Annotated in this window: 31 protein-coding genes; 9 read left to right on the top strand and 22 right to left on the bottom strand. The window is 36.0% G+C overall.

The window, feature by feature from the left end; all coding sequences use genetic code 11:
- Positions 1 to 27 precede the first annotated feature (27 nt).
- The 3 genes from ACUN28_RS09410 to typA form a co-directional block, all read right to left on the bottom strand.
- On the bottom strand, positions 28 to 303 hold the full coding sequence (locus ACUN28_RS09410) for a hypothetical protein (RefSeq protein WP_001258133.1): 276 nt from the start codon (positions 301 to 303) through the stop codon (positions 28 to 30).
- A gap of 13 nt (positions 304 to 316) precedes the next feature.
- A complete protein-coding gene (locus tag ACUN28_RS09405) occupies positions 317 to 619 on the bottom strand; it encodes a YlaH-like family protein (protein ID WP_016086527.1) in 303 nt (100 codons plus the stop codon).
- A gap of 156 nt (positions 620 to 775) precedes the next feature.
- Positions 776 to 2,620, bottom strand: coding sequence for a translational GTPase TypA (gene typA / locus ACUN28_RS09400; protein ID WP_000914755.1), 1,845 nt, complete (start codon positions 2,618 to 2,620; stop codon positions 776 to 778).
- Between the two features lie 140 nt (positions 2,621 to 2,760).
- Here typA and ACUN28_RS09395 point away from each other — a divergent pair, with 140 nt between their 5' ends.
- Positions 2,761 to 2,940 (top strand): DUF5325 family protein, encoded by a 180-nt coding sequence (locus ACUN28_RS09395; RefSeq protein ID WP_000400129.1) that lies wholly within the window; start codon positions 2,761 to 2,763, stop codon positions 2,938 to 2,940.
- A 44-nt stretch (positions 2,941 to 2,984) separates the two neighbouring features.
- Here ACUN28_RS09395 and ACUN28_RS09390 read toward each other — a convergent pair whose 3' ends face one another.
- Positions 2,985 to 3,776 (bottom strand): inositol monophosphatase family protein, encoded by a 792-nt coding sequence (locus ACUN28_RS09390; RefSeq protein ID WP_016086526.1) that lies wholly within the window; start codon positions 3,774 to 3,776, stop codon positions 2,985 to 2,987.
- 88 nt (positions 3,777 to 3,864) lie between these two features.
- Complete coding sequence (locus ACUN28_RS09385; RefSeq protein ID WP_001250166.1) at positions 3,865 to 4,053, bottom strand: hypothetical protein; 189 nt, start codon at positions 4,051 to 4,053, stop codon at positions 3,865 to 3,867.
- A gap of 206 nt (positions 4,054 to 4,259) precedes the next feature.
- On the opposite strand from ACUN28_RS09385, the gene ACUN28_RS09380 reads away from it, so the two are divergent.
- Positions 4,260 to 4,886, top strand: a complete 627-nt coding sequence (locus ACUN28_RS09380; RefSeq protein ID WP_000175087.1) for a YktB family protein — start codon at positions 4,260 to 4,262, stop codon at positions 4,884 to 4,886.
- Positions 4,887 to 4,967: 81 nt separating this feature from the next.
- Here ACUN28_RS09380 and ACUN28_RS09375 read toward each other — a convergent pair whose 3' ends face one another.
- Complete coding sequence (locus ACUN28_RS09375) at positions 4,968 to 5,237, bottom strand: UPF0223 family protein (RefSeq protein WP_016086525.1); 270 nt, start codon at positions 5,235 to 5,237, stop codon at positions 4,968 to 4,970.
- A 366-nt stretch (positions 5,238 to 5,603) separates the two neighbouring features.
- Between ACUN28_RS09375 and speA the strand changes: the two genes are divergently transcribed.
- Both speA and ACUN28_RS09365 read left to right on the top strand, forming a co-directional pair.
- Positions 5,604 to 7,076: an arginine decarboxylase gene (speA, locus tag ACUN28_RS09370; RefSeq protein ID WP_016086524.1), complete on the top strand. Its 1,473-nt coding sequence runs from the start codon at positions 5,604 to 5,606 to the stop codon at positions 7,074 to 7,076.
- Between the two features lie 75 nt (positions 7,077 to 7,151).
- Positions 7,152 to 7,982 (top strand): protein-glutamine gamma-glutamyltransferase, encoded by an 831-nt coding sequence (locus ACUN28_RS09365; protein ID WP_016086523.1) that lies wholly within the window; start codon positions 7,152 to 7,154, stop codon positions 7,980 to 7,982.
- Between the two features lie 67 nt (positions 7,983 to 8,049).
- On the opposite strand, the gene ACUN28_RS09360 is transcribed toward ACUN28_RS09365, so the two are convergent.
- From ACUN28_RS09360 to ACUN28_RS09345, 4 genes are all read right to left on the bottom strand, one after another.
- The gene (locus ACUN28_RS09360) at positions 8,050 to 8,145 is read right to left on the bottom strand and encodes a GapA-binding peptide SR1P (protein ID WP_016086522.1); all 96 of its coding nucleotides are present in this window, start codon (positions 8,143 to 8,145) and stop codon (positions 8,050 to 8,052) included.
- Positions 8,146 to 8,190: 45 nt separating this feature from the next.
- Positions 8,191 to 8,319 (bottom strand): GapA-binding peptide SR1P, encoded by a 129-nt coding sequence (locus ACUN28_RS09355; protein WP_016086521.1) that lies wholly within the window; start codon positions 8,317 to 8,319, stop codon positions 8,191 to 8,193.
- A 59-nt stretch (positions 8,320 to 8,378) separates the two neighbouring features.
- Positions 8,379 to 8,507 (bottom strand): GapA-binding peptide SR1P, encoded by a 129-nt coding sequence (locus ACUN28_RS09350; RefSeq protein WP_000536778.1) that lies wholly within the window; start codon positions 8,505 to 8,507, stop codon positions 8,379 to 8,381.
- A 194-nt stretch (positions 8,508 to 8,701) separates the two neighbouring features.
- Positions 8,702 to 8,998, bottom strand: a complete 297-nt coding sequence (locus tag ACUN28_RS09345) for a DUF3055 domain-containing protein (RefSeq protein WP_033659890.1) — start codon at positions 8,996 to 8,998, stop codon at positions 8,702 to 8,704.
- 127 nt (positions 8,999 to 9,125) lie between these two features.
- Between ACUN28_RS09345 and ACUN28_RS09340 the strand changes: the two genes are divergently transcribed.
- Entirely contained in the window at positions 9,126 to 9,518 is a 393-nt protein-coding gene (locus ACUN28_RS09340; RefSeq protein ID WP_016086519.1) for a DUF1885 family protein, read from the top strand.
- A 1-nt stretch (position 9,519) separates the two neighbouring features.
- Here the strand turns inward: ACUN28_RS09340 and ACUN28_RS09335 are convergent, their stop codons facing one another.
- From ACUN28_RS09335 to pdhA, 5 genes are all read right to left on the bottom strand, one after another.
- Complete coding sequence (locus ACUN28_RS09335; RefSeq protein ID WP_016086518.1) at positions 9,520 to 9,747, bottom strand: hypothetical protein; 228 nt, start codon at positions 9,745 to 9,747, stop codon at positions 9,520 to 9,522.
- A 235-nt stretch (positions 9,748 to 9,982) separates the two neighbouring features.
- The gene (gene lpdA / locus ACUN28_RS09330; RefSeq protein ID WP_000260106.1) at positions 9,983 to 11,395 is read right to left on the bottom strand and encodes a dihydrolipoyl dehydrogenase; all 1,413 of its coding nucleotides are present in this window, start codon (positions 11,393 to 11,395) and stop codon (positions 9,983 to 9,985) included.
- A gap of 5 nt (positions 11,396 to 11,400) precedes the next feature.
- On the bottom strand, positions 11,401 to 12,690 hold the full coding sequence (gene pdhC / locus ACUN28_RS09325; RefSeq protein ID WP_016086517.1) for a pyruvate dehydrogenase complex dihydrolipoyllysine-residue acetyltransferase: 1,290 nt from the start codon (positions 12,688 to 12,690) through the stop codon (positions 11,401 to 11,403).
- Positions 12,691 to 12,783: 93 nt separating this feature from the next.
- Positions 12,784 to 13,761, bottom strand: a complete 978-nt coding sequence (gene pdhB, locus ACUN28_RS09320) for a pyruvate dehydrogenase complex E1 component subunit beta (RefSeq protein WP_000068162.1) — start codon at positions 13,759 to 13,761, stop codon at positions 12,784 to 12,786.
- Between the two features lie 3 nt (positions 13,762 to 13,764).
- Positions 13,765 to 14,880, bottom strand: a complete 1,116-nt coding sequence (gene pdhA, locus ACUN28_RS09315; protein ID WP_000536893.1) for a pyruvate dehydrogenase E1 component subunit alpha — start codon at positions 14,878 to 14,880, stop codon at positions 13,765 to 13,767.
- Between the two features lie 513 nt (positions 14,881 to 15,393).
- On the opposite strand from pdhA, the gene ACUN28_RS09310 reads away from it, so the two are divergent.
- On the top strand, positions 15,394 to 15,540 hold the full coding sequence (locus ACUN28_RS09310) for a YjcZ family sporulation protein (RefSeq protein ID WP_000274562.1): 147 nt from the start codon (positions 15,394 to 15,396) through the stop codon (positions 15,538 to 15,540).
- Positions 15,541 to 15,706: 166 nt separating this feature from the next.
- Positions 15,707 to 16,261 (top strand): peptide deformylase, encoded by a 555-nt coding sequence (gene def, locus ACUN28_RS09305; RefSeq protein WP_016086516.1) that lies wholly within the window; start codon positions 15,707 to 15,709, stop codon positions 16,259 to 16,261.
- A gap of 58 nt (positions 16,262 to 16,319) precedes the next feature.
- Here the strand turns inward: def and ACUN28_RS09300 are convergent, their stop codons facing one another.
- Positions 16,320 to 17,093 (bottom strand): Cof-type HAD-IIB family hydrolase, encoded by a 774-nt coding sequence (locus ACUN28_RS09300; protein WP_016086515.1) that lies wholly within the window; start codon positions 17,091 to 17,093, stop codon positions 16,320 to 16,322.
- 546 nt (positions 17,094 to 17,639) lie between these two features.
- Between ACUN28_RS09300 and ACUN28_RS09295 the strand changes: the two genes are divergently transcribed.
- Together ACUN28_RS09295 and rnjA are read left to right on the top strand one after the other, a co-directional pair.
- A complete protein-coding gene (locus ACUN28_RS09295) occupies positions 17,640 to 17,852 on the top strand; it encodes a DNA-dependent RNA polymerase subunit epsilon (RefSeq protein WP_016086514.1) in 213 nt (70 codons plus the stop codon).
- A 4-nt stretch (positions 17,853 to 17,856) separates the two neighbouring features.
- Positions 17,857 to 19,524: a ribonuclease J1 gene (rnjA, locus tag ACUN28_RS09290; RefSeq protein ID WP_000670370.1), complete on the top strand. Its 1,668-nt coding sequence runs from the start codon at positions 17,857 to 17,859 to the stop codon at positions 19,522 to 19,524.
- A 38-nt stretch (positions 19,525 to 19,562) separates the two neighbouring features.
- Here the strand turns inward: rnjA and ACUN28_RS09285 are convergent, their stop codons facing one another.
- The 6 genes from ACUN28_RS09285 to cbpB all read right to left on the bottom strand — a co-directional run bounded on the left by ACUN28_RS09285 (position 19,563) and on the right by cbpB (position 24,889).
- Complete coding sequence (locus tag ACUN28_RS09285; protein ID WP_000504032.1) at positions 19,563 to 20,228, bottom strand: potassium channel family protein; 666 nt, start codon at positions 20,226 to 20,228, stop codon at positions 19,563 to 19,565.
- 83 nt (positions 20,229 to 20,311) lie between these two features.
- Positions 20,312 to 21,178, bottom strand: coding sequence for a cytochrome d ubiquinol oxidase subunit II (locus ACUN28_RS09280; RefSeq protein WP_016086513.1), 867 nt, complete (start codon positions 21,176 to 21,178; stop codon positions 20,312 to 20,314).
- A 254-nt stretch (positions 21,179 to 21,432) separates the two neighbouring features.
- The gene (locus tag ACUN28_RS09275) at positions 21,433 to 22,563 is read right to left on the bottom strand and encodes an N-acetyldiaminopimelate deacetylase (RefSeq protein WP_016086512.1); all 1,131 of its coding nucleotides are present in this window, start codon (positions 22,561 to 22,563) and stop codon (positions 21,433 to 21,435) included.
- A 60-nt stretch (positions 22,564 to 22,623) separates the two neighbouring features.
- Positions 22,624 to 23,346, bottom strand: coding sequence for a 2,3,4,5-tetrahydropyridine-2,6-dicarboxylate N-acetyltransferase (dapD, locus tag ACUN28_RS09270; protein WP_016086511.1), 723 nt, complete (start codon positions 23,344 to 23,346; stop codon positions 22,624 to 22,626).
- A gap of 71 nt (positions 23,347 to 23,417) precedes the next feature.
- Positions 23,418 to 24,302, bottom strand: a complete 885-nt coding sequence (locus ACUN28_RS09265; protein ID WP_016086510.1) for a LysR family transcriptional regulator — start codon at positions 24,300 to 24,302, stop codon at positions 23,418 to 23,420.
- Between the two features lie 143 nt (positions 24,303 to 24,445).
- Positions 24,446 to 24,889, bottom strand: a complete 444-nt coding sequence (gene cbpB / locus ACUN28_RS09260) for a cyclic-di-AMP-binding protein CbpB (RefSeq protein WP_016086509.1) — start codon at positions 24,887 to 24,889, stop codon at positions 24,446 to 24,448.
- Between the last annotated feature and the right edge of the window lie 138 nt (positions 24,890 to 25,027).

Below are 25,027 nucleotides of genomic sequence, written 5' to 3'. Positions count from 1 at the left end.
TAAGTCCTTAATCATATAGATAAGGACTTATTTATATTTTTCAGGTTCACGATTCATTTGATCCAAAAAACAATCAATAGCTTCTAATGGAAACCTTGCAGATTTTCTTTCTCCATTCATTTCATATGTAATCAAATACATTTCTTCATTCTTTTTAACTTCCACATTCTTTAATTTATGTTCCTCATATATCATATTCTGAAATAACAAATACGTTTCTTTTGCAGCACGATCATCTGGACGTGCTTCGGCAACTGTTTTAATTGTTAACCAATTATATAATGCATCTTGTACTGAGCGCATAAAACTCCCCCCCTCACCCTGCTTTTTGTTGTCTTGCTTGACGTGAACGCAACCTATAAATCCCAAGTACAATTGCCGCTACAACAAGCCCCTCTCCAACAGGTAAAAAAACTGCAAAGAAAGTTAAAACTGTACACCCAATCGCTAACGATATATATATCACTATATTTTTTATTATTGATAGTTTTCTTGCAAAACCTAAATTATACACAAGTGCACTTAATATAACAATGATGCCATACAGCAACCACATCCCTAGTTCTGGATTTTCATCAACTTTACATAATTTCGCAAAAAACGACATTCTTTCTAACATCATTCATCCCCCTTTCTCACAAAAACAAATTTTATTTATGTACTTAATACAAGAGTAACCCGCAAAAAAAATACTGTCCACAAAAAAGAGTAAATATTCCAAAAATATATACAATAAAAAAAACAGCTACCCTTCAAAGGCAGCTGTTCTATTATTTTACGCTTCTACAGATTTCTTCTTCTTAGCAGCTCTTTCGCGCTCGCTCTTATCAAGAATCTTTTTACGTAGACGAATTGATTCTGGAGTTACTTCACAGAACTCATCATCGTTTAAGTACTCTAATGACTCTTCTAAAGTCATCAAGCGTGGTTTTTTCATTGTTGAAGTTTGATCTTTCGTCGCAGAACGAATGTTAGTTTGTTGTTTCATTTTTACAACGTTAACTGTTAAGTCATTCTCACGAGTGTGTTCTCCGACAATCATACCAGCATATACTTCTGTACCTGGTTCAACGAAGATTACACCACGGTCTTCAACTTGCATAATACCGTATTGTGATGCTTTTCCTGTTTCAAGTGAAACTAGAACACCTTGGCGACGTCCACCAACTTGTCCAGCGTGTACTGGTTGGTAGCAATCGAATGTATGGTTTAAAATACCGTAACCACGAGTTAATGTTAAGAATTCTGTTGTGTAACCAATTAAACCACGTGCTGGAACCATGAAAGTAAGGCGAACTTGACCGTTTCCGTTATTCACCATATCTAACATTTCACCTTTACGTGCACCCATAGATTCCATAATAGAACCAGTGTATTCTTCAGGTACATCAATTTGCACGCGCTCTACAGGCTCACATCTTACGCCATCAACTTCTTTAATAATTACTTCAGGCTTAGATACTTGTAGTTCATAACCTTCACGACGCATGTTTTCAATTAGGATAGATAAATGTAATTCTCCACGTCCAGATACGATCCACGCATCAGGAGAATCTGTATTATCTACACGTAAACTTACATCTGTTTCTAATTGTGAACGAAGACGCTCTTCAATTTTACGAGATGTAATAAATTTACCTTCACGACCTGCAAATGGGCTGTTATTTACAAGGAATGTCATTTGTAGTGTTGGCTCATCAATACGTAATAATGGTAAAGCCTCTTCATGCTCAACCGGACATACTGTTTCACCTACGTTAATGTCTTCCATACCTGAAACAGCTACTAAATCTCCAGCTTTTGCTTCTTCAATTTCTTGACGTTTTAATCCAATGTAACCAAATAATTTCGTTACACGGAATTGTTTTACAGTTCCATCAACTTTCATTAATGCAACTTGTTGTCCTACTTTCATTGTACCACGGAATACGCGACCAACCCCGATACGACCAACATAGTCATTGTAATCAAGAAGTGCTACTTGGAATTGAAGTGGCTCTTCGCTGTTATCAACTGGTGCTGGAATATGTTCAATAATTGTGTCAAACAATGATTTCATATTCTCTTCTTGATTTGCTGGATTTGAATCTAAGCTTGCTGTTCCGTTCATTGCTGATGCAAATACAACTGGGAACTCTAATTGATCTTCGTTTGCACCAAGTTCGATGAATAAGTCAACTACTTCATCAACTACTTCATCAGGGCGAGCGAAGTCACGGTCAATTTTGTTTACAACAACGATTGGAGTTAAGTTTTGCTCAAGAGCTTTCTTTAAAACAAATCGTGTTTGTGGCATACAACCTTCATATGCATCAACAACAAGTAGAACACCATCAACCATTTTCATAATACGTTCTACTTCTCCACCAAAGTCAGCGTGACCAGGTGTATCTAAAATGTTAATTCTTTTATCTTCATAGTGAATCGCAGTATTCTTCGCTAAAATTGTAATACCACGTTCTCTTTCTAGATCGTTTGAGTCCATTGCGCGTTCTTCAATATGTTCATTCGCACGGAACGTCCCCGCTTGACGTAATAACTGGTCAACAAGTGTTGTTTTACCATGGTCAACGTGGGCAATAATTGCTATATTTCGTAAATCTTGTCGTTTTTTCAACATGTCCAACTCCTAATGTCTTTTTAATCCTTCTCTATTATAAGAGCGAAGGGGATACAATGGCAATCAAAATAAAATCAAGAATGAAAATATAGTTGTATTCTTACTTTTGTGAAAGTAAAATGAGATTGGAGGGTGAAGAAATGGAACACATTCAATATCGCTTTTTATTAACTGCAATTATCGGTGTTATTTTCTTAATCGGTATTGGTATTATGGTTGCTGAAAATAGTCCCATCGGTATTATTATTTGCATTATCGGCACATTTGTTACAGTTGGATACGGTTTTGTAACAAAAAGAAAAATGCGTAAATCGCAATAACGTCAAAAAGTAAGAAGCGCTTATACAGCCTCTTACTTTTTTTGTTACTCCGCTATAAATCGTAACACCTCTTCGTACACTCCTGGTTTTGCAACTAATACACTGCTCTTCTCTACGATAGAAAGCGGGGCTCCAGAAAATGTTGTCACCTTGCCTCCAACTTCCTCTACAATTATCTGTCCCCCACCAAAATCCCATGGTGATAATCTCGGCGTTACATATGCATCTATTCTTCCTGTTGCAACGTATACCATCTCTAACGCTGCACAGCCATATGATCTCGTGCCTCTCGCTTTCTTAACCAGTGCCATCATACTTTCCTTATTAAGCAATGAATTGTCGGTAAGCCATATCGCATTTAAAGCTACAATACCTTGCTCTACAGTTCCTTTTTCCAATAAAGGTATTGGTACTTCATTACAAAATGCTCCAGCTCCCTTTACCGCATGGTATAATTCATCATGAACTGGATCATAAATAAGTCCAACCTTTCCGATACCGTTCTCATAAATTCCAATTGAAATTGCGAAATTTCTTTTTTGATGAACAAAGTTCATCGTGCCATCAATTGGATCAATTAACCAAACAACCCCATCAGAAGAACTTACCTCATCTCCATAACCTTCTTCTCCTAAAATATTATGGTTCGGGAATGTTTCTTTAATTTTCCCAATTAAAAACTGTTCTATTTCTCGGTCCATATTTGTTACTAAATCAGCTGCATTGGATTTCGTTTCTATAATAAGTGCTTTTTCCATTGATGCCATTAAAAACTCTCCTGCATCTCGAATCCACTGTTTGGCGTGTGCATCGATGTCTTTCCATACTTCTTGCATGTTTAAACACTCCGATCTATACTGTTCACAGAAAAAACGAACCCTTTATAAGGTTCGCACCAACTAATTTTTTATACATATACTATTATTACGCTTCTAAACGAATCATTTCAAGTCTTAACACTTCTAACTTTTGTACACACTCTTCTTTTTTCAGTTTATCATTTTCCATCATCGCATCATATAAAGTTGCTAATTCATAATCTAGCTCCAAACGTAGCACCGGTATTCTCTTTTCAGCATCTGTTCTCTTTAACGCATTAATCACCTGTCTCATATTATTTGCCTCCTCCCAATATTCGTCTGCCCTCGGACTAGAATTAATTCAATTTTCTGATTTTTTGTTTTATACTATACTATGTTGGATAAATCATCTATGCAACAAAATTATATTTTTTTATTTAAATTTTTTTGTGCTGTTTTTTTTATGAATAGTACAAGCTGTGCTAAAATAAAAGCAAAATAGGAGTTGGAGGAACAATCATGACACTACAAACATTCAAGTCAACTGATTTTGAGGTCTTTACAGTTGATGGTCTCGAAGAACGAATGAGTGCAATTAAAACGAACATTCATCCTAAGCTGGAAGCTTTAGGGGAACAGTTTGCAACGTATTTATCCAAACAAACTGATGAGAACTTTTTTTATCATGTAGCAAAACATGCACGTCGCAAAGTCAATCCACCAAACGATACTTGGGTTGCTTTTTCAACAAATAAACGCGGATATAAAATGCTGCCACATTTCCAAATTGGGTTATGGGGTACTCATGCCTTCATATACTTTGGTTTAATCTATGAGTGTCCACAAAAAGTGGAGACGGCTCACGCCTTCTTAGAACATTTAAATGATTTAAAAACAAATATTCCAAATGACTTCGTTTGGTCCATTGACCATACTAAACCAAGTGTAAAATTACATAAAACACTTGAAACAGAAGACTTACAAAAGATGATTGAACGTCTAGCTACTGTGAAAAAAGCAGAATTATTAGTTGGTATTCATATATCACCAGAGGAGTTTTCAGCAATGACCAACGAACAATTCCTTGCTAAGATTGAATCTACGATGCAATCACTCCTTCCTTTATATGCACTTTGTAATCGATAGTAGAAAACGGACAATTTATATTGTCCGTTTTTAGTTGTTATCACATTATATCACTTCAGTTTTTATTTTTCAAAATATTTTTTACATTTTCACAAGCTTTTGTTCTTCGACTTCTTTAGCCCTCTGAATCGCACGATATATAGAATACCCACTTATTTCTTGAAACTCTTTATCAATTTTCTTCTCTTCTGCTTTCGATGGAACAATCTCTTTAAAACGACGATATAATCCCATTAATTCTTCTCTTATAATTCCTTTTTCATATGCTTTCTCAATTGCTTCATAAAACTTCACAATTGCTACCATTTCCTCATTTGACCAATCATAATCTAGCGGATATTGATATTCCATTTTGCACCTCATTTATCATTTCTTCTTATTTCAATATGCTATCTTAAAGAAATTTTTTCTTCTTTACTATAGCCACTTTGCATTATACACTATTTATTCCTTATGATGGAATTGTCTTCCTCTATAAGTTAATTGGAAATAACTATTTAACATACTTACTGTAAAAATATTTTTTTCTATACATCTATAATTATTGGTGATATAATGCTTTTGTTTTATAAAAAATAAAGTGAACCTACCATCTCAAAAACGCTTTTGTGATTGGCAGAAAAACAAGTCTCATTCTAAAAAGCACTTAACTTTTTTAGAACAAGATTATATAAAACAAACTCTAATAAATATTATGAAAAAGAAGGGGTGTATAGATTGTCCCAATACGAAACACCATTGTTTACCGCTTTAGTTGAGCACAGTAAGCGAAATCCAATTCAATTCCATATTCCTGGTCATAAAAAAGGACAGGGCATGGATCCTACATTTCGCGAATTTATTGGGCATAATGCATTAGCAATTGATTTAATTAATATTGCGCCACTCGATGATTTACATCATCCAAAAGGTATGATTAAAGAAGCACAAGATTTAGCAGCAGCTGCATTTGGTGCAGATCATACTTTCTTTTCTATTCAAGGTACAAGTGGTGCAATAATGACAATGGTGATGAGCGTTTGCGGTCCTGGTGACAAAATCCTAGTGCCACGAAACGTGCATAAATCAGTAATGTCAGCTATTATTTTCTCAGGTGCAAAACCGATTTTCATGCATCCTGAAATCGATCCAAAACTGGGTATTTCACATGGAATTACAATTCAATCTGTCAAAAAGGCACTTGAAGAGCATTCAGATGCGAAAGGCTTACTTGTTATTAACCCAACATACTTTGGCTTTGCTGCAGACTTAGAACAAATTGTACAATTATCACATTCTTATGATATCCCTGTACTAGTTGATGAGGCTCATGGTGTTCATATTCATTTTCACGATGAATTGCCGATGTCAGCGATGCAAGCCGGTGCAGATATGGCAGCAACAAGTGTTCACAAATTAGGAGGATCTTTAACGCAAAGTTCTATTCTTAATGTGAAGGAAGGGCTTGTGAACGTAAAACATGTTCAATCTATTATTAGCATGCTTACGACTACATCAACTTCTTACATCTTGTTAGCATCCCTAGATGTTGCTAGAAAACGTCTTGCTACAGAAGGAACAGCACTCATAGAACAAACAATACAATTAGCAGAACAAGTTCGTGATGCTATAAATGATATTGAGCATCTTTACTGTCCTGGGAAAGAAATGTTAGGTACGGATGCTACTTTTAACTATGATCCTACAAAGATAATTGTATCTGTAAAAGATTTAGGTATTACAGGCCATCAGGCTGAAGTATGGCTTAGAGAGCAATATAACATTGAAGTAGAACTCTCAGATTTATACAACATACTATGTCTTGTCACTTTCGGAGATACAGAAAGTGAGACAAATACACTTATTGCAGCATTACAAGATTTAGCAGCAACATTTAGAAATCAAGCCGATAAAGGTGTTCAAATACAAGTAGAAATTCCAGAAATACCAGTGCTAGCACTTTCTCCTCGAGATGCTTTTTATTCGGAAACAGAAGTCATTCCATTTGAAAATGCAGCAGGTCGTATTATAGCTGATTTCGTTATGGTTTATCCGCCAGGGATTCCAATCTTTACTCCGGGGGAAATTATTACACAAGATAACTTAGAGTATATTCGTAAAAACTTAGAAGCAGGTTTACCTGTACAAGGTCCTGAAGATATGACATTACAAACTTTACGTGTGATTAAAGAGTACAAGCCTATCAGTTGATAGGCTTTTCTTTCACCCTTTTTCCCTTTTCTCATACGATATTAAGTAATGTAACGTATAGGTGGGGATACTATTATGATTGTAATAGGCCGTTCTATTGTACATCCTTATATCACAAATGAATATGAGCCATTTGCAGCTGAGAAACAACAAATTTTATCGATAATGGCAGGAAATCAAGAAATTTATTCCTTCCGAACATCTGATGAACTCAGCTTTGATCTAAATTTGCGCGTTAATATTATTACTTCTGCATTAGAACTTTTTCAAAGTGGATTTCAGTTTCGCACATTTCAACAATCCTTTTGCAACCCTCAGTATTGGAAAAGAACGTCACTTGGAGGGTTCGAGCTCCTTCCAAACATACCCCCTTCCATTGCCATACAAGATATTTTCAAAAACGGAAAACTATATGGAACTGAATGTGCCACCGCTATGATTATTATTTTTTACAAAGCTTTACTATCATTGTATGAGGAAGAAACTTTCAACCGTCTCTTTGCAAACCTTTTACTATATACGTGGGACTACGATCAAGATTTAAAGCTCATAACAAAAACGGGTGGCGATCTTGTTCCAGGTGACCTCGTTTATTTTAAAAATCCACAAGTGAATCCAGCTACAATCGAGTGGCAAGGAGAAAATACAATCTATCTAGGAAATTTCTTTTTTTACGGACATGGCGTAGGTGTGAAAACAAAAGAGGAAATTATATACTCACTAAATGAACGACGAGTCCCTTACGCTTTTATTTCAGCTTTCTTGACCGATACTATTACCCGTATTGATAGCCGTCTCATGAGCCACTACGCCTCTCCTAGCACTCCACAGACATCGATAGGATTTATTCCAATTAGAGATGATGCAATCGTTGCAACTGTTGGCAATACAACTACAATTTATTAAAAAAGCGCCTACATATGTAGGCGCTTTTTCTTATTTAAGCTTTTGTATGTTCTTTATGGTCACATTCTCAATGAGATCCACATTTCCCGTATAGTACTGTTGATTTTTCATCTTCAAAATGTCCGATTGTTCCTTCACATACTTGGCATACGATTGTTCCCATTTTTCATTTCCCCCTGAGTTTTAATAATAATCTACTTATCTATAATTAAGCTTTCGCCTTGTCTCTTTTAGCACATTCACAATTTGTACCACATTTCCCGTAAAGCACTGTCGTTTTTTCATCTTCAAAATGACCGATTGTTCCTTCACATACTTGGCATACGATTGTTCCCATTTTTCATTTCCCCCTAAGTTTATGGTCCTAAAAACTTTTAGTTGTCCATTTCCTATTAATTATTGGGCTTTTGTATGCTCTGTGTGATCACATCCGCAAGATCCACATTTCCCGTAAAGTACCGTTACTTTTTCATCCTCGAAGTGTGCAATTGTACCTTCACAATCTTGACATACGATCGTTCCCATTTTTCATTTCCCCCTAAGTTTATAATCCCAAAAACTTTTGTAACCGCTTAACTTTCTGTCTTTATTTTAATATGTTATACTTTTTACGTCAATAGGTTTTTAGTATAACACATTAAATATTTTTAATTTAAATTAGTATGCGATATTCAAACAAAAAAACAGCCATATTTATACATACGACTGTTTTACATTAACTATTCTTCATATTCCGCATGCAAAGAAGTAGATGGGACTAAAAATTTGAAAAACTGAGCTAACTCTGCCGCTTCCTCTTCTGACCCTAATTTAAAAATTTCCTGTATATGTTGAACATTCTCTACATCATCTCGTCCAAGTAAAGTAGACCTTCCTGTTTGCATGCAAACAATGAGTGGCTTTCCAAAAAACATATTTGTATAAATAACACCAAAATCATAACGAGTATCATGTGTCATAAACCCCAAAAATCGTACCTTCACACTTTCATGCTCATCATACAATTTTTCAAACATCGGTTTCCACCTTTCTACATCACCTTTCACTAGTATATTAAACAAAAAAAGGAATACTCCTTTTAATTGTCAAAAAATTCAGTAGGATGTAGAATGATAGTATTCTACTAAGTTAGGGGGAACTTATATGCAACATGCATTTATTACGCTTGTACCTAAATCCAATCAACACTCTGTTTCAATAGATGATATAAAACAACTTTTTCTTTACTATCAAACAGTTACTTCCAAAACTGGTGTTCAAATTAATTACGCTTATACAAATACCGCTTTTCCCTATGAAATTTTAGACACATCAGCAACAACATTAAAACTACAATCTACTCACGATCGATATGACTCCATATATGTTGGTGTTGGTATAGAAAAGGAACAATCTTTTATTCAGATTTCTTTACCACCTAATGCAACATTTGGTGATAAAGGAAAAGCAAATGAATTTTGCCGTTTTCTAGCGAAGAAATTAGAAGGAGAATTACAATTATTTAATGGAAGAACAATGTATTTCTATAAACGTTAATTTAAGAAATAGAAAATATAATTAAAAATAGTATGCAATTTGAACACGTAAGGAATAAAGCCTGCTTTCTGGTATGCAATACAAAATATGCGATCACATATGCTAAATAAAGAAATACAAAAAATAGCATTACCTTGTAATGCAACTTATCACCATTTGACAATGATAATACAACGGAAAAACCACTCCATAATAAAAAATGATAAAATATAACATGTAATATTCTCATGGAACCTTCTCCTTTGACATGCTCTATTTTATTAATATATGGGATTAAGTTTGAATCAATTACATAATATAGGAAAGCATATATACTACTTTTGAATTAACATATGTTCTAACGGTTCATTTAAAGTATTATATATTCATTCGACAAGTACATATAAAGACCTTGCAAGCCATTTTATTAAAATAAAAATAACCCATCTCTTTCAATAAGAGATGGGTTATTTTCATTACTTAAATTATTTTACAATGTGAATTGGCATTCCAAGAGCAACTTCAGCTGCTTCCATTGTGATTTCACCTAATGTTGGGTGAGCGTGGATTGTTTGAGCGATATCTTCTGCTGTCATTCCAGCTTCGATAGCTAAACCAATCTCAGAGATAATATCAGAAGCGCCTGCACCTGCAACTTGAGCACCTACAAGAAGACCATCTTCTTTACGTGTTACAAGTTGTAGGAAACCGTCAGTGCTGTTTAATGATAACGCACGACCGTTTGCAGCGAATGGGAACTTAGATACAGCTACTGTCATTCCTGCTTCTTCAGCTTGTTTCTTAGTGTAACCAACAGATGCTAATTCTGGATCAGTGAAGCATACTGCAGGAATTCCGATGTAATCGATTGCTGATGCATGGCCACTAATTGCTTCAACAGCTACTTTACCTTCGTAAGAAGCTTTGTGAGCTAATGGTGGTCCAGGAACGATATCACCGATTGCATAGATGTTTGATACGTTTGTACGACATTGCTCATCGATTTCGATGATGCCGCGGTCAGTCATTTTAACTCCAACTTGCTCAAGACCGATTTCTTGAGTGTTTGGACGACGACCTACAGTTACTAATACGTAATCTGCTTCTACAGTTTGGATTTCACCTTTAACTTCAAAGCTAACTTTTACGCCAGTTTCTGTTTCTTCAACGCCTTTAGCCATAGCTTTTGTATGGATATTTACGTTACCTTTCTTTTGAAGAGCACGTTTAACAACAGAGCTCATAGCTTTTTCGAAACCAGCTAAGATTTCGTCGCCAGCTTCTACTACAGTAACTTCTGTACCGAAGTTAGCATATGCAGTTCCTAATTCCATACCGATGTAACCGCCGCCGATTACAACAAGTTTTTTAGGAATTTCAGGTAAGCTTAAAGCGCCTGTAGAGTTGATAACACGTTTAGAGTATTTGAATCCTGGAATTTCGATTGGTGTAGAACCAGTTGCAAGAACAGCATTTTTAAACGTATACGTTTGTGCTGCATCTTCAGTCATTACGCGTAATGTATTAGCATCTACGAAGTAAGCTTCACCGCGAATGATTTCAACTTTGTTACCTTTAAGAAGGCCTTCAACACCGCCAGTTAATTTCTTAACTACGCCGTTTTTCCATTCTTGAACTTTTGTAAAGTCAACTTTTACGTTCTCTGCAGTGATACCCATGTCATCAGAATGCATTGCATTCTCATAACGATGACCTGCATTGATTAACGCTTTTGAAGGAATACATCCAACGTTTAAGCATACGCCACCAAGGTTAGCTTTTTCGATAATTGCTACCTTTTGACCTAATTGTGCTGCACGAATTGCCGCAACGTATCCACCAGGACCTGCACCAACAACGACTGTATCTAATTCAATTGGGAAATCTCCTACTACCATTGTTATTACGCCTCCATTACTAATAATTGTGGGTCATTCAATAGACGTTTAATTTGGTTTAATGCTTTTTGAGCAGTTGCGCCGTCAATTAAACGATGGTCAAAGCTTAGAGATAATGCTAATACTGGAGCTGCAACGATTTCACCGTTTTTCACAACTGGCTTCTCAGCGATACGGCCGATACCAAGGATTGCTACTTCTGGGTGGTTGATAACTGGAGTGAACCATTGTCCACCTGCAGAACCAATGTTTGTAATTGTGCAAGAAGCACCTTTCATTTCAGCCGGAGCTAAACGACCATCACGTGCTTTACCAGCAAGATCATTGATCTCGTTAGAAATAGTGAAGATAGACTTGCGATCTGTATCTTTAACAACTGGTACTAATAGACCTTTGTCTGTATCAGCTGCGATACCGATGTTGAAGTAATGTTTATGAACTACTTCTTGAGAAGCATCATCTAAAGAAGTGTTTAACATTGGGTATTCACGTAATGCAGATGTTAAAGCTTTAACAACGTATGGAAGGTAAGTTAATTTAATACCTTTGTCAGCTGCAACAGCTTTGAACTTCTTACGGTGAGCAACAAGCTCAGTTACATCAATTTCATCCATTAATGTTACGTGAGGAGCTGTATGCTTAGAGTTAACCATTGCTTTTGCAATCGCTTTACGGATACCACTCATTTTCTCACGAGTTTCTGGATATTCACCAGCTGGGATTGGTTGTGCTTTTGGTGCTTCTTCTTTCGCTGCTGCTGGAGTAGCTTCTACTGCTGCTGGAGCCTCAGTTGCTGCTACTGCTTGTCCACCATTTGCAAATGCATCGATGTCAGCTTTTACGATACGGCCGTTCTTACCAGAACCAGCTACTTTATGAATGTCTACGCCGTTTTCACGAGCATATTTACGAACAGATGGCATAGCGATTACGCGCTCATTTACTACTTCTGCAGTTGCTGCTGGAGTAGCTTCCGCTGCTGGAGCTTCTACTGCTGCTTCTTCAGCTTTTGGAGCTGCATCATGATCGTCACCTTTAAATTTAAGGTTTTCGTATCCAGGAGCATCAAATTTAATTAATGTATCTCCTACAATTGCAACTGTTCCTTCTTCTACAAGTACTTCAAGTACTTTACCTTTAACAGGAGAAGGGATTTCTACTACTGCTTTATCATTTTGTACTTCAAGAAGTACATCGTCTTCGTTTACTTCATCGCCTGGTTTAATAAACCATTTTACGATTTCACCTTCGTGGATACCTTCACCGATATCTGGTAGTTTAAATTCAAATGCCACGGAATTCAGCCCCCTGATTCATTTCATTATTATGGAATATGTACAAAAGAAACCAGCATGTGCTGATTTCTTTTGCACATGAAAAGCTAAAAATTAGAAGTTCATTACTTTGTTAACAGCTTCAACAATATCTTTATGGTTTGGTAACCATACGCTCTCAGCTTGAGAGAATGGGAATACTGTATCAGCAGCTGCAACACGTACAACTGGAGCTTCTAAGTTTAAGATTGCACGGTCGTTAATTTCCGCTACAACGTTAGCTGCAATACCAGCTTGTTTTTGTGCTTCTTGAACTACAACTACGCGGCCTGTTTTTTCAACAGAAGCGATGATTGTTTCGATATCTAATGGTTGAACTGTACGTAAGTCAACTACCTCTAAAGAGATACCTTCTTTTTCAAGTTCTTCAGCAGCTTTTAATGCAGCATGAACCATAGCACCGTAAGCGATAACAGATACATCTGTACCTTCACGTTTGATATCAGCTTTACCTAAATCAATTGTGTAATCGCCTTCTGGTACATCTTGACGGAATGAACGGTACAATTTCATATGCTCTAAGTAGATAACTGGATCGTTGTCACGAATCGCAGAGATTAAAAGACCTTTTGCATCGTATGGAGTAGATGGAATAACAACTTTTAGACCAGGTTGTTGAGCCACTAATCCTTCTAAGCTATCAGCATGTAGTTCAGGAGTATGAACACCGCCACCGAATGGAGAACGAATTGTTACTGGAGCAGTCCAACGTCCACCAGAACGGTAACGCATACGAGCTAATTGACCAGAAACTGAATCCATTACTTCATAAATGAAACCGAAGAATTGGATTTCTGGAACTGGACGGAAGCCTTCTAATGCAAGTCCAACTGCAAGTCCACCAATACCAGACTCTGCAAGTGGAGTATCCATTACACGATCTTCACCGAATTCAGCTTGTAAACCTTCAGTAGCACGGAATACACCGCCGTTTACACCAACGTCTTCACCAAACACAAGTACGTTAGGGTCATTTTTCATTTCAACGCGTAAAGCATCAGTGATTGCTTGAATCATTGTCATTTGAGCCATGGCTTACTTCGACTCCTTTTCTTTGTAAATTTCATATTGTTCAGCTAAGTTGTAAGGCATTTTTTCGTACATGATTTCCATTAAATCAGTAACTTTTTGTTTTGGAGCTTGGTCAGCCTTAGCAATTGCTTGTTTGATATCTTCTTTTGCTTCTTCGATTACTTTCTCTTCAACTTCTTGAGACCATAGGCCTTTGTTTTCTAAGAATGCACGGAAGCGTACGATTGGATCTTTTTGTTCCCATTCGTTCTCGATATCTTTTGTACGGTAACGAGTTGGGTCATCACCAGCCATTGTATGTGGACCGTAACGGAATGTTAAAGTCTCGATTAAAGTAGGGCCTTCGCCGTTTACTGCACGCTCACGAGCGAAAGCAGTTGCTGCGTATACAGCTAATGGGTCCATACCGTCTACTTGAATTCCGTAAATACCTGCTGCTACTGCTTTTTGCGCTACAGTTTTAGCTGCAGATTGCTTTTCTACTGGAGTAGAGATTGCATAACGGTTGTTTTGTACAACGAAGATTGCTGGAGCTTTGAATGCACCCGCAAAGTTCATACCTTCGTAGAAGTCACCTTGTGAAGCACCACCGTCACCAGTGTAAGTAATTGCAACAGATTTTTTACCACGTAGTTTCATACCTAACGCAACACCAGCAGTTTGGATGATTTGCGCACCGATGATGATTTGTGGAGCAAGTGCATTTACATTCTCAGGCATTTGGTTACCCATGAAATGTCCACGAGAGAATAAGAATGCTTGGTATAATGGTAAACCGTGCCATACTAATTGTGGCACATCACGATATCCTGGTAAGATGAAATCTTCTGCTTCAAGTGCGAAATGACTTGCTAATTGAGAAGCCTCTTGTCCAGCTGTTGGTGCGTAGAAACCTAAACGTCCTTGACGGTTTAAAGAAATAGAACGTTGATCTAGTACGCGAGTATACACCATACGGCGCATTAATTCTTTTAATTGATCATCAGATAATTCAGGCATAGCTGCTTCATTCACAACTTCGCCTTTTTCATTTAAAATTTGTAATGTTTCAAATTGAGCTGCGATAGCTTTCATTTGCTCATCAACATTAAATAGGGTCTTTTTTGTTTTAGTACCCATTCCGTTCACCTCTTCCTCTCTTGAACCATATTCTGAAACGCTTTCACTATCTATTAGCTAGACTGAAAACGCAACAATGTAAACCAACAAATTTATCTGTCGGTTGAGAATAATTTTGTGTACCTAACAATCTGTACTAATGTTTTTTCAGAAACATATTAATACAATCTTGATCACGTTTTTTAGTTTACAACTATTCTAATTACGATGTCAATTACTTTGAATACGTTTTTTTATAAATAATCTGCAGGTTTCTTCTACACAAACGTGTTTTTATTTTTCACATCTGTATTAGTAAGCATTGACCTACTGTTATATTATTCCCTTTTTAACTTGTTTTTTCTCTTAGAATAATATGTAAACGATTTAATTCTCTTTAGTTTTTCTCTCTTCTTAACAAAAATATACAAACTCTTCTTCCTTTTATAGGTAATTACCCATACATTTCTACTCTCCCCTCCATACATTATAGTAACCGCAGTATTAGCGGGAAATGATAAAGGAGGTCATCTCATGTACGGATACTCATATTGCTATCCAACTTGTTCATATCCTTCCTACGGTTATGGCGGTTCTTGTGGCGGATCTGGACGCGGCTTCGCCTTAATCGTTGTGTTGTTTATTCTTTTAATTATCGTTGGTGCTGCTTGCATTCGCTAATGTAAAATGAAACAACTATGGAAAGAAACAGACGGCTTTGCCGTCTTTTCTTTTTATTACATACATAAATATTCTATAGTAGAACGCTTTCCAAAGCGCTTACACTACTTGTCGATGACTTTTCCCCTCTCCTTTGGTAGACTAAAAAAGAAAGGAGAGATTACATATGCTTACAATGAAAGATGTAATTCGCGAAGGAGATCCTATTTTGCGAAACGTTGCAGAAGAGGTATCAATGCCGGCGAGCGAAGAAGATACAACTACCCTTAAAGAAATGATTGAATTCGTAATAAATAGCCAAGATCCTGAAATGGCTGAAAAATATAGTTTACGCCCTGGAATCGGATTAGCGGCTCCGCAAATCGGTATTTCAAAGAAAATGATAGCGGTTCATGTAACTGATACGGACGGTACGTTATATAGTCATGCATTATTCAATCCAAAAATCATTAGTCATTCTGTTGAACGTACATATTTACAAAGCGGGGAAGGCTGTCTCTCTGTAGACCGCGAAGTACCTGGTTATGTCCCCCGTTACACAAGAATTACAGTGAAAGCAACATCTATCAACGGTGAAGAAGTAAAATTACGTTTAAAAGGTTTACCAGCAATCGTATTTCAGCATGAAATTGACCATTTAAATGGTGTTATGTTCTATGACCACATTAATAAAGAAAATCCATTTGCTGCTCCTGACGATTCAAAACCTCTAGAGCGATAATAAAAAAGGCGGGAGTTAATCTTCCGCCTTTTTTATATGAAATGGGTTTCATATTCACTTATAGCAATCCCGCCCATTTTAATCCATGATATATGCCGTCTTCACTAACATCCTTTGTCACGTGATTTGCAAGTTTTTTCAAGTCTTCATGACCATTTCCCATCACAATACCTGTCCCAACCGCTTCAATCATTTCTAAATCATTTAAGCCATCTCCAAATGCATACACTTGTTCACGGTTAAATCCTAATTTCTCAATGAATTTTTCAATCCCTTTTGCCTTAGAACCACCATTTGGAATGATATCCATTGAATACGCATGCCAGCGAATGAAATGAAAGTCTGGGTACTGATTAATAAACTTTTCCTCCTCATTCACTTCACAGAAAAGAAGTGTTTGATAAATATTACGTTTCTCATAAAAATCAGGTTCATATGCCGGATGTTCAAAGTTTAAACTCCCAAAACCTTCTTTCACATAATCATGATATTCTACTGATGCTCTCATGTCTTGATGATCAAGATATACAAGTGGATATCCTTCTTGTTTTGCAAACTGAGTAAACTTATGCAAGGCAGCCGGATGTAACGGGTTATTAAATATTACCTCATCTTCAAATACAACGTACTGTCCATTAAAACTAACATAATTATGTATATTGAGTTCCTTACGAATATCTTCAAACATAAACGGCGCACGTCCAGTTGCAATTGCTACATGCACACCTTTTTCTTGTAACTGCTTTACTGCATCTCGTGTAGATTGCGGAATTTTTTTATCATGATCTAATAATGTTCCATCAATATCAAAAAAGACAATTTTATCATTCATTTGTCAAAATCCTTTCTGGTACTCTATATTCCTATTTTGATTATCGCTTTTCAAATGCTAAAAAAAAGTATAACATATTAAACATCTGTGAAGAAAGCGTTCACTTTCTGACCTTATTTATGAAACCTGCATATATATATTAGTAAAAAATGTGGATACTTGTTCGTATGAATTTTCTTCTCTATTCTTTCTCATACTATACCTATAACTAACGGCTACTAATCGTTACTATAGAATAACTTTCCCTGTATGCGAAAGGACAAGATTCAACATTCACTTTTGTCCTCTTTCTTTATCAGAGACGGAGTTTTCACTAGTAATATGCATGTTTAAAATAAGGAAAGGAAGGAGTAATCATGCTGAAGAAGCTGAAGAAAAAGCTCAAGCGTTATTTAAAAGATCTAGTCCGTAAAAAGACAATCGCTTAAATTGTGCCCATTTCGGGCTTTTTCTTCATTCTCATTCGAAAAAACATGAAAATCGTGACTGTTTGCTTTATAATAAGTAACAGATAATGCAAAACATAGACAAGGAGAGGTTTTCCAAATGATTTTTAAAGTATTTTATCAAGAAAAAACGACTGAGGTTCCAGTACGTGAAAATACAAAAGTTTTATATTTAGAGGCTACGTCTGAAAAGGATGTTCGTAAAAAATTAAATAAGTTCGCATATAATATCGAGTTCGTTCAATCTGTTACTGGTGCTCATCTTGAATATGAAAAACAAAACGCTGATTTAACATTAGCGGAAATCGTATAGTCATATGAAATTTCTAAAGAATGATCAGGCTGCCGTTTTCGCTTTAGGTGGACTTGGAGAAATCGGTAAAAATACATATGCTGTTCAATTTCAAGATGAAATTATTATTATTGATGCTGGAATTAAATTTCCAGAAGACGAACTCCTCGGAATCGATTATGTAATACCAGATTACACTTATTTTGTGCGAAACGAAGATAAAATTAAAGGATTATTCATTACACATGGTCACGAAGATCATATCGGTGGAATTCCTTACTTATTACGTCAAGTAAACATTCCGATTTATGGTGGGAAATTAGCAATTGCACTAATCAAAAACAAATTAGAAGAGCACGGATTACTTCGTAAAGCAAAACTTTATGAAATTCAAGAAGATGATGTTATTAAATTTAAAAAGACGTCTGTTTCCTTCTTCCGTACAACTCACAGTATTCCGGATTCATACGGAGTTGTTGTGAAAACACCTCAAGGACAAGTTGTTCATACTGGTGATTTCAAATTTGATTTTACACCAGTCGGTGAACCAGCGGACTTAACAAAAATGGCTGAAATCGGAAAAGACGGTGTACTTTGTCTCTTATCTGACAGTACAAACAGTGAAGTTCCAAACTTTACAATGTCTGAGCGCCGTGTTGGTGATAGTATTCAAGATATTTTCCGCAAAGTAGAAGGTCGTATTATCTTCGCAACCTTTGCATCAAATATCCATCGTCTACAACAAGTTGTTGAAGCAGCTGTTGAAAACAATCGTAAAGTTGCTGTGTTCGGTCGAAGTATGGAAGCAGCGATTGAAATCGGACAAAACCTTGGTTATATTCGCTGTCCAAAGGATACATTCATAGATACAGCTCAACTAAACCGCCTACCAGCGAATAAGGTTGTTATTTTATGTACAGGTAGTCAAGGTGAGCCAATGGCAGCACTTTCACGTATTGCTAATGGTACTCATCGTCAAATTCAAATCATTCCTGGCGACACAGTTGTTTTCTCTTCTTCACCAATCCCTGGTAATACAATTAGCGTAAGCCGTACAATTAACATGTTGTATCGTGCTGGTGCTGATGTAATCCACGGAAAACTGTCAAACATTCATACGAGTGGACATGGCGGACAAGAAGAACAAAAACTAATGCTTCGTCTAATTAAACCGAAGTATTTCATGCCAATTCATGGTGAATATCGTATGCAACGTATGCATATGAAATTAGCAAATGATTGTGGTATTCCAGAAGAAAACTGTTTCATCATGGATAATGGAGATGTTCTTGCCTTACGTTCTGATGAAGCAAGCGTAGCTGGTAAAATACCATCTGGCTCTGTCTATATTGACGGAAATGGTATTGGAGATATCGGTAATATCGTATTACGCGATCGTCGTATCCTTTCTGAAGAAGGACTTGTTATTGTAGTTGTAAGCATTGATATGAAAGAATTTAAAGTTGCAGCAGGACCTGATATTATCTCACGTGGTTTCGTTTATATGCGGGAAAGTAGTGATTTAATTAATGATGCTCAAACATTGATTACAACTCATTTAGAAAAAGTAATGGAACGCAAAACAACACAATGGTCTGAAATTAAAAATGAAATTACAGACACATTAGCACCATTCCTGTATGAGAAAACGAAACGTCGTCCAATGATTTTACCAATCATTATGGAGATATAAGAAAAAGGACAATACCGTGAAGGTATTGTCCTTTTCTCTTATCTTAAAAAGTGTTTAAAACGATCTACTTCATCGTCATGACCAATTACAATTAATATATCTCCCGCTTGAATATTTTCCGTAGCTCGAGGAGATACAATGACTTCTTTACCACGTTTAATCGCTACAATATTCAATCCAAACTTCGCACGAATATCTAATTCGATTAAAGAATGACCATCAATTTTTTTATTTGCTATAATCTCTACAATACTATGCTCATCTGAAAGCTCAAGATAGTCTAATACATTACTTGATGCAATATTATTAGCAATCCTTTTTCCCATATCACGCTCTGGGTGCACAATGTGATCTGCCCCTATTTTACTTAACACTTTTTCATGGTAATCATTTTGAGCTTTTACAGTAATATTTTTTACACCTAACTCTTTCAGAATTAATGTTGTTAAAATACTTGAATTTAAATTGTCTCCAATAGCAACGACTACATGATCAAAATTACGAATACCAAGACTTTTTAATACCATCTCATCTGTTGAATCTGCAATTACAGCATGTGAAGCTATATTTGCAAACTCATTAATTTTATCCTCATCTGAATCAATTGCCATTACTTCCATACCTAATTGAGCGAGTTCCCGGCAAATACTTCCACCAAAACGTCCAAGCCCAATGACAGCAAATTCTTTCTCTTTTTCACCCACAGGAATTCCTCCAATAACATCGAATACTATGTATTTTTATTGTAACATACTTTAGATTTGCTACAAAAATCTGTATATCATTCTTATTTTTGTTTTTGCATATAAAAATACTGTTGTAAATAAAATGCGATACTGAAAATTAACATACCAAATACAAATATATTTCCAAATGAACTAAATGTTTCAAAAACGAATAATAACGTTTCTTGTCCGAAGAAAGCAAATAATAGTTGTATAAATGCGAATAGCAATGCCAATATATAATGATGTTGATGGAATAAATAATGCGTTGCACCTAAAAAAGCGATAAACGAAATGATGAAAATCCACCAACTTTCTAAAAACAGTTGCCAATTAGTAAATTGATATCCATTTACTAATATCGCAATAATTCCTATAACCGCCATGGTTGGCACACTCCAGAATAGTGCTCGCCCTCTAAAATAGCGAGTTCCTTTAACATCACCTTTTTCATGTGCAATGTATGTTAGTACTACGGTACTTATATACAAAACCGAAAGAATTGTTAAAACGATAATGAGCCAAAAATGTAATTGATAATACTCATGTTCTATGTTTGTCACGATAGCCGCTAACATACACGGGATTAACATTCCAGTCCAGCCATCTACTTTTCTTTCATTCCAAAACACCGTGTTACCAATCCGTATTCCTAGCAACATAAAAATAATGATACCTAGTACAAATAATGTCGTTTTATTCCCTACCAAACTCGTTGAGAAAGCAATTAATCCAATAAATAAAAAGAGTACAAACCCATTCATAATTTCTAATACAGGTGATAAATATCTCTTCACCCATTTATATGTTTCGTCATATTCATGATTATCTACTAAACGGTAGGCATAAAAACTTATCCCAAAATAAACCGCCGCAATAATAACATACGCATATAAGACGAAACACAACATCGCACTGCTAATTTGCACGTAATTCCCCACCCTTTTTTCTATGTTTCACATTGATTTTACACACTTTTCACACGAAATGTAAACATATATAAGCTAGTTCACTAATCATCTTCTCAATAAGCGATAATGAATAATGAGCAGCGGCTCAAAACCACTGCTCATTATTTTATCCATTTGTATGCAGATGACTATCCAAAGCAAATATGAACGATATTTTCATCTTGGAACTAAGAAGTGCCCACTGTAAGTTTTTGCAAAGTTGGCGAGCAAGTTTACTTTCTAGTTCCTTTCCACTTCACATATTGATCTAAAAATACAATAGCTTTCTCAATAGCCTCTTCATCTGGTTTTAATTTTGCGTGGTGTAAACCATATTCTGAATTTACCCCAAGCCAAAACATAAATCCTGGAATCTCTTGAAGCATATAACCAAAATCTTCACCTGTCATTGCCTCAGTACATGTAATTACATTCATATCAGTTTGTTCACTTACAAACTGCATAAACTCTCTCGTTAATGCTTCATGGTTATATACTTGATGATACATCGCTCCGTAGTCAATAACCGCTTCACATTGGAAGGAAGCTTCTATACCTGCAACAATTGCCTCAATCCTACTTTTAACACGACTCATTGATTCCACTGATAACGTTCGGATCGTTCCTTCTAACCGAGACTTTTCTGCTATGATATTTTGAACTGTACCACCGGTTATTTTTCCGATGGTAATTACTGCACTATCAAGAGGATTCACATTACGACTAATAACGGATTGAAGTTGTGTAACAAGGTGACTTGCTGCAACAATCATATCATTTGCAGTATGCGGGTAGGCTGCATGTCCACCTTTTCCTTTTAAATCAACATATAACTCTGATGTATTTGCAAATAATAGCCCTTCTTTTGTAGCAATTGTTCCTACAGCGTATTCAGGTGCAATATGCAGACCAAGAATTATATTCGGCTTCCATTCTTTTAACTCTTCACTCTCTAACATAGGAAGAGCCCCTCCAGGCCCTTCTTCAGCTGGTTGGAATAGAAACACAAGGTCATCATCTATTCTTTCTGTTACAGCTGCTGTTAGAAGGCCTAAACCGATTGTTGTATGCAAATCATGTCCACATGCATGCATCATTCCTTCATGAATAGAAGCAAACTCATATCCAGTTTCTTCTGTAATTGGTAAACCGTCTATATCTGCGCGATAACCGATAATTTTTTCTGGATTTTTCCCATTTACTTTAACAATGACACCCGTTTTCCATACTTTCACTTCCACATGCTCATTCGAAAGCGTTCCTATGTAATCTAAAATATACTGTTGTGTTTTCCACTCTTTAAATCCAATTTCCGGTATTTTATGTAAATCTCTACGAATTTGAACGAATTTGCTTACTGCCATTTTTGCACCTCTATCTATAAAAAGCGTAAGAGCCGGTTATGCTCTTACGCTTTTTTGTTTTTATTTCTCTGGGTTTAATTGACGAAGCTCTTGTTTAATTTCAGTTTTTGCTTTTGTCTTCTCATCAATCTCTTTAATTACACGTGCTGGCGTACCCGCAACAACTGTATATGGAGGTACATCTTCTGTTACAACAGCTCCTGCTGCTACAACTGCACCCTTACCTACTGTAACTCCCTCTAACACAACTACGTTAGCACCAATTACAACATCATCTTCAACGATAACTGGTTTTGCTGAAGGCGGCTCAATAACACCTGCAAGTACGGCACCCGCACCTACGTGACAGTTCTTACCAACAGTTGCACGTCCACCAAGTACTGCGTTCATGTCGATCATAGAACCTTCACCAATTACAGCACCGATATTAATTGTTGCATTCATCATAATAACAGCGTTGTCGCCGATTTCAACGTGGTCACGAATAATCGCGCCCGGCTCAATACGAGCTTTAATACCTTTTAAATCAAGCATTGGAATTGCAGAATTACGACGGTCATTTTCAACAACGTAATCAACAATGTGCTTGCTATTTTCATCAAGAATTGTCTTAATTTCAGACCATTCTCCAAATAATACACCAGACTTTTTATTTACAAATGCTTGTACCGTTTCAGGGAATGTTACTTCTTTTAAATCCCCTTTTATGTATACCTTTACAGGAGTTTTCTTTTCACTTTTTTGAATAAACGAAATAATTTCGTTAGCGTCCATCATTTTCATTCTTGTTGCCTCCTAAATCCATTTATAATGTTACTCTACCAAACGATAGAGCGAGTAGCAAGATAATAATCCTATTTTTCCATTTGAATTTCTTCGATAATTTCTAAAAATGCTTGTACTTGCTTCAATTGTCTAGCCGACTCACTCGTCAATAACCATGTTTCTCTCGTTAATTGAACAGGTGTTTTATACATATTTTCCTGTACTTCTTTTAAAACAGTAGAAGGTAAAAGAGCATAACCTATACCATTTAAAACGAGTTGTTTACAAGTCTCAATTTGATCAACCACAATTGTTCTCTTAGGTGGATTAGAAAATAAACCATACCACCAATTTTGTATTTGTCCATAATAAGTCGAGTCACTTTTAAATTGAATAAACGGCCTATTTGTCTCTTTTAACATCGTAATATCTTTTATTTCTTTATCCACTAAATAAAGTTCATCTTCAAATAATTGTTGCTTCTGACCTTTATATTCTTGTGTTCCTCTCAATATAGCAACATGAACGTCTCCTTCATAAAATTGCTTTTGTACTTCACTACTCCAGCCAGTAAACAGCGATATTTTCACAGAAGGATATTTATGCACAAACTTCTTCAAAACAGGAGGAAGCCAATATTGACCAATAACTGATGCAACAGCTATTTTTAACGTTCCATGTGTTTCTGTTCTAAAAACAGCTAGCTCACTTTTAATATCCTCTTCCCTTTGTAGCATTTCTTTTGCATAATTTGCGACTTTTTCCCCTTCAGGTGTAATTGTCAATCCTTTTTGTGAACGAATAAAAAACTTCATTCCCCATTGTTTCTCCATAGATTGTAATCGCTGACTAAGCGCAGGTTGTGAAACAAATAAACGTTCCGCCGCTTTTCTCATATTTGATTCCTGAGCTAACACAACCATCATTTGAAAATCATCAATTTGCAACTTTCTCCCTCTTTCCTTAGCTTCCATACACCTTATCTCAATAAGCTTTTCATCCTTAATTTAACTTCAATACTCTTATATTTTTTATCTTTTTAAATATAATACATACACAACTGATATGCACGAAAAAAAAGTGACTTCTCCGCTTCTATGAAGTCACTTTTCTCACATTATCGATTATGTTGCCTTACTTTTTTATTTAACAATTTTAAAATAGCTCGACGTGTTAAAATCCCCTCAAAATACCCCTCTTCATTGACAGCGCAAATAAAAGGATGATCAATTGTCATTTCTAAAGCTTTTGCAAATGAATCTTCTAACTTAAGAACTGGAATGTCTTCCTTCATCACCTGTTCTACTTTCATTTCGTCAAGTCTTTCAAACTCAATGCGTTCTAACCCTAACATACCGTCTAAAATCATAGCAGTACTAATTAACCCATGTAATTTATACATCGGGTCCAAAACAGGTATCGCCGAATATCCAGATTTCACAAGAACGAGTAAAGCATGCTCTAAACCATTCCCCATTTGGACATGCGCTACTTTTTCTGATGAAATCATTAAATCTTTCACAAAAATTTGTTGGAACTCGTCTTTCGGAATACTAATCATGTTACATCCCCCCATCTTCCCTTTTTACTACTTTTAATCACCGACTCTATTCACATTTTATGACAGCGTTTTCATATTATTATTTTGTCCTTACTTTATTTCAATAAAAACAAAATTACACAGTTATTTTAGCATACA

This window comes from Bacillus sp. WC2507 (assembly GCF_052656125.1).
The sequence above is the reverse complement of the archived record's forward strand: the minus strand, read 5'-3'. Positions and strand labels throughout refer to the sequence as shown.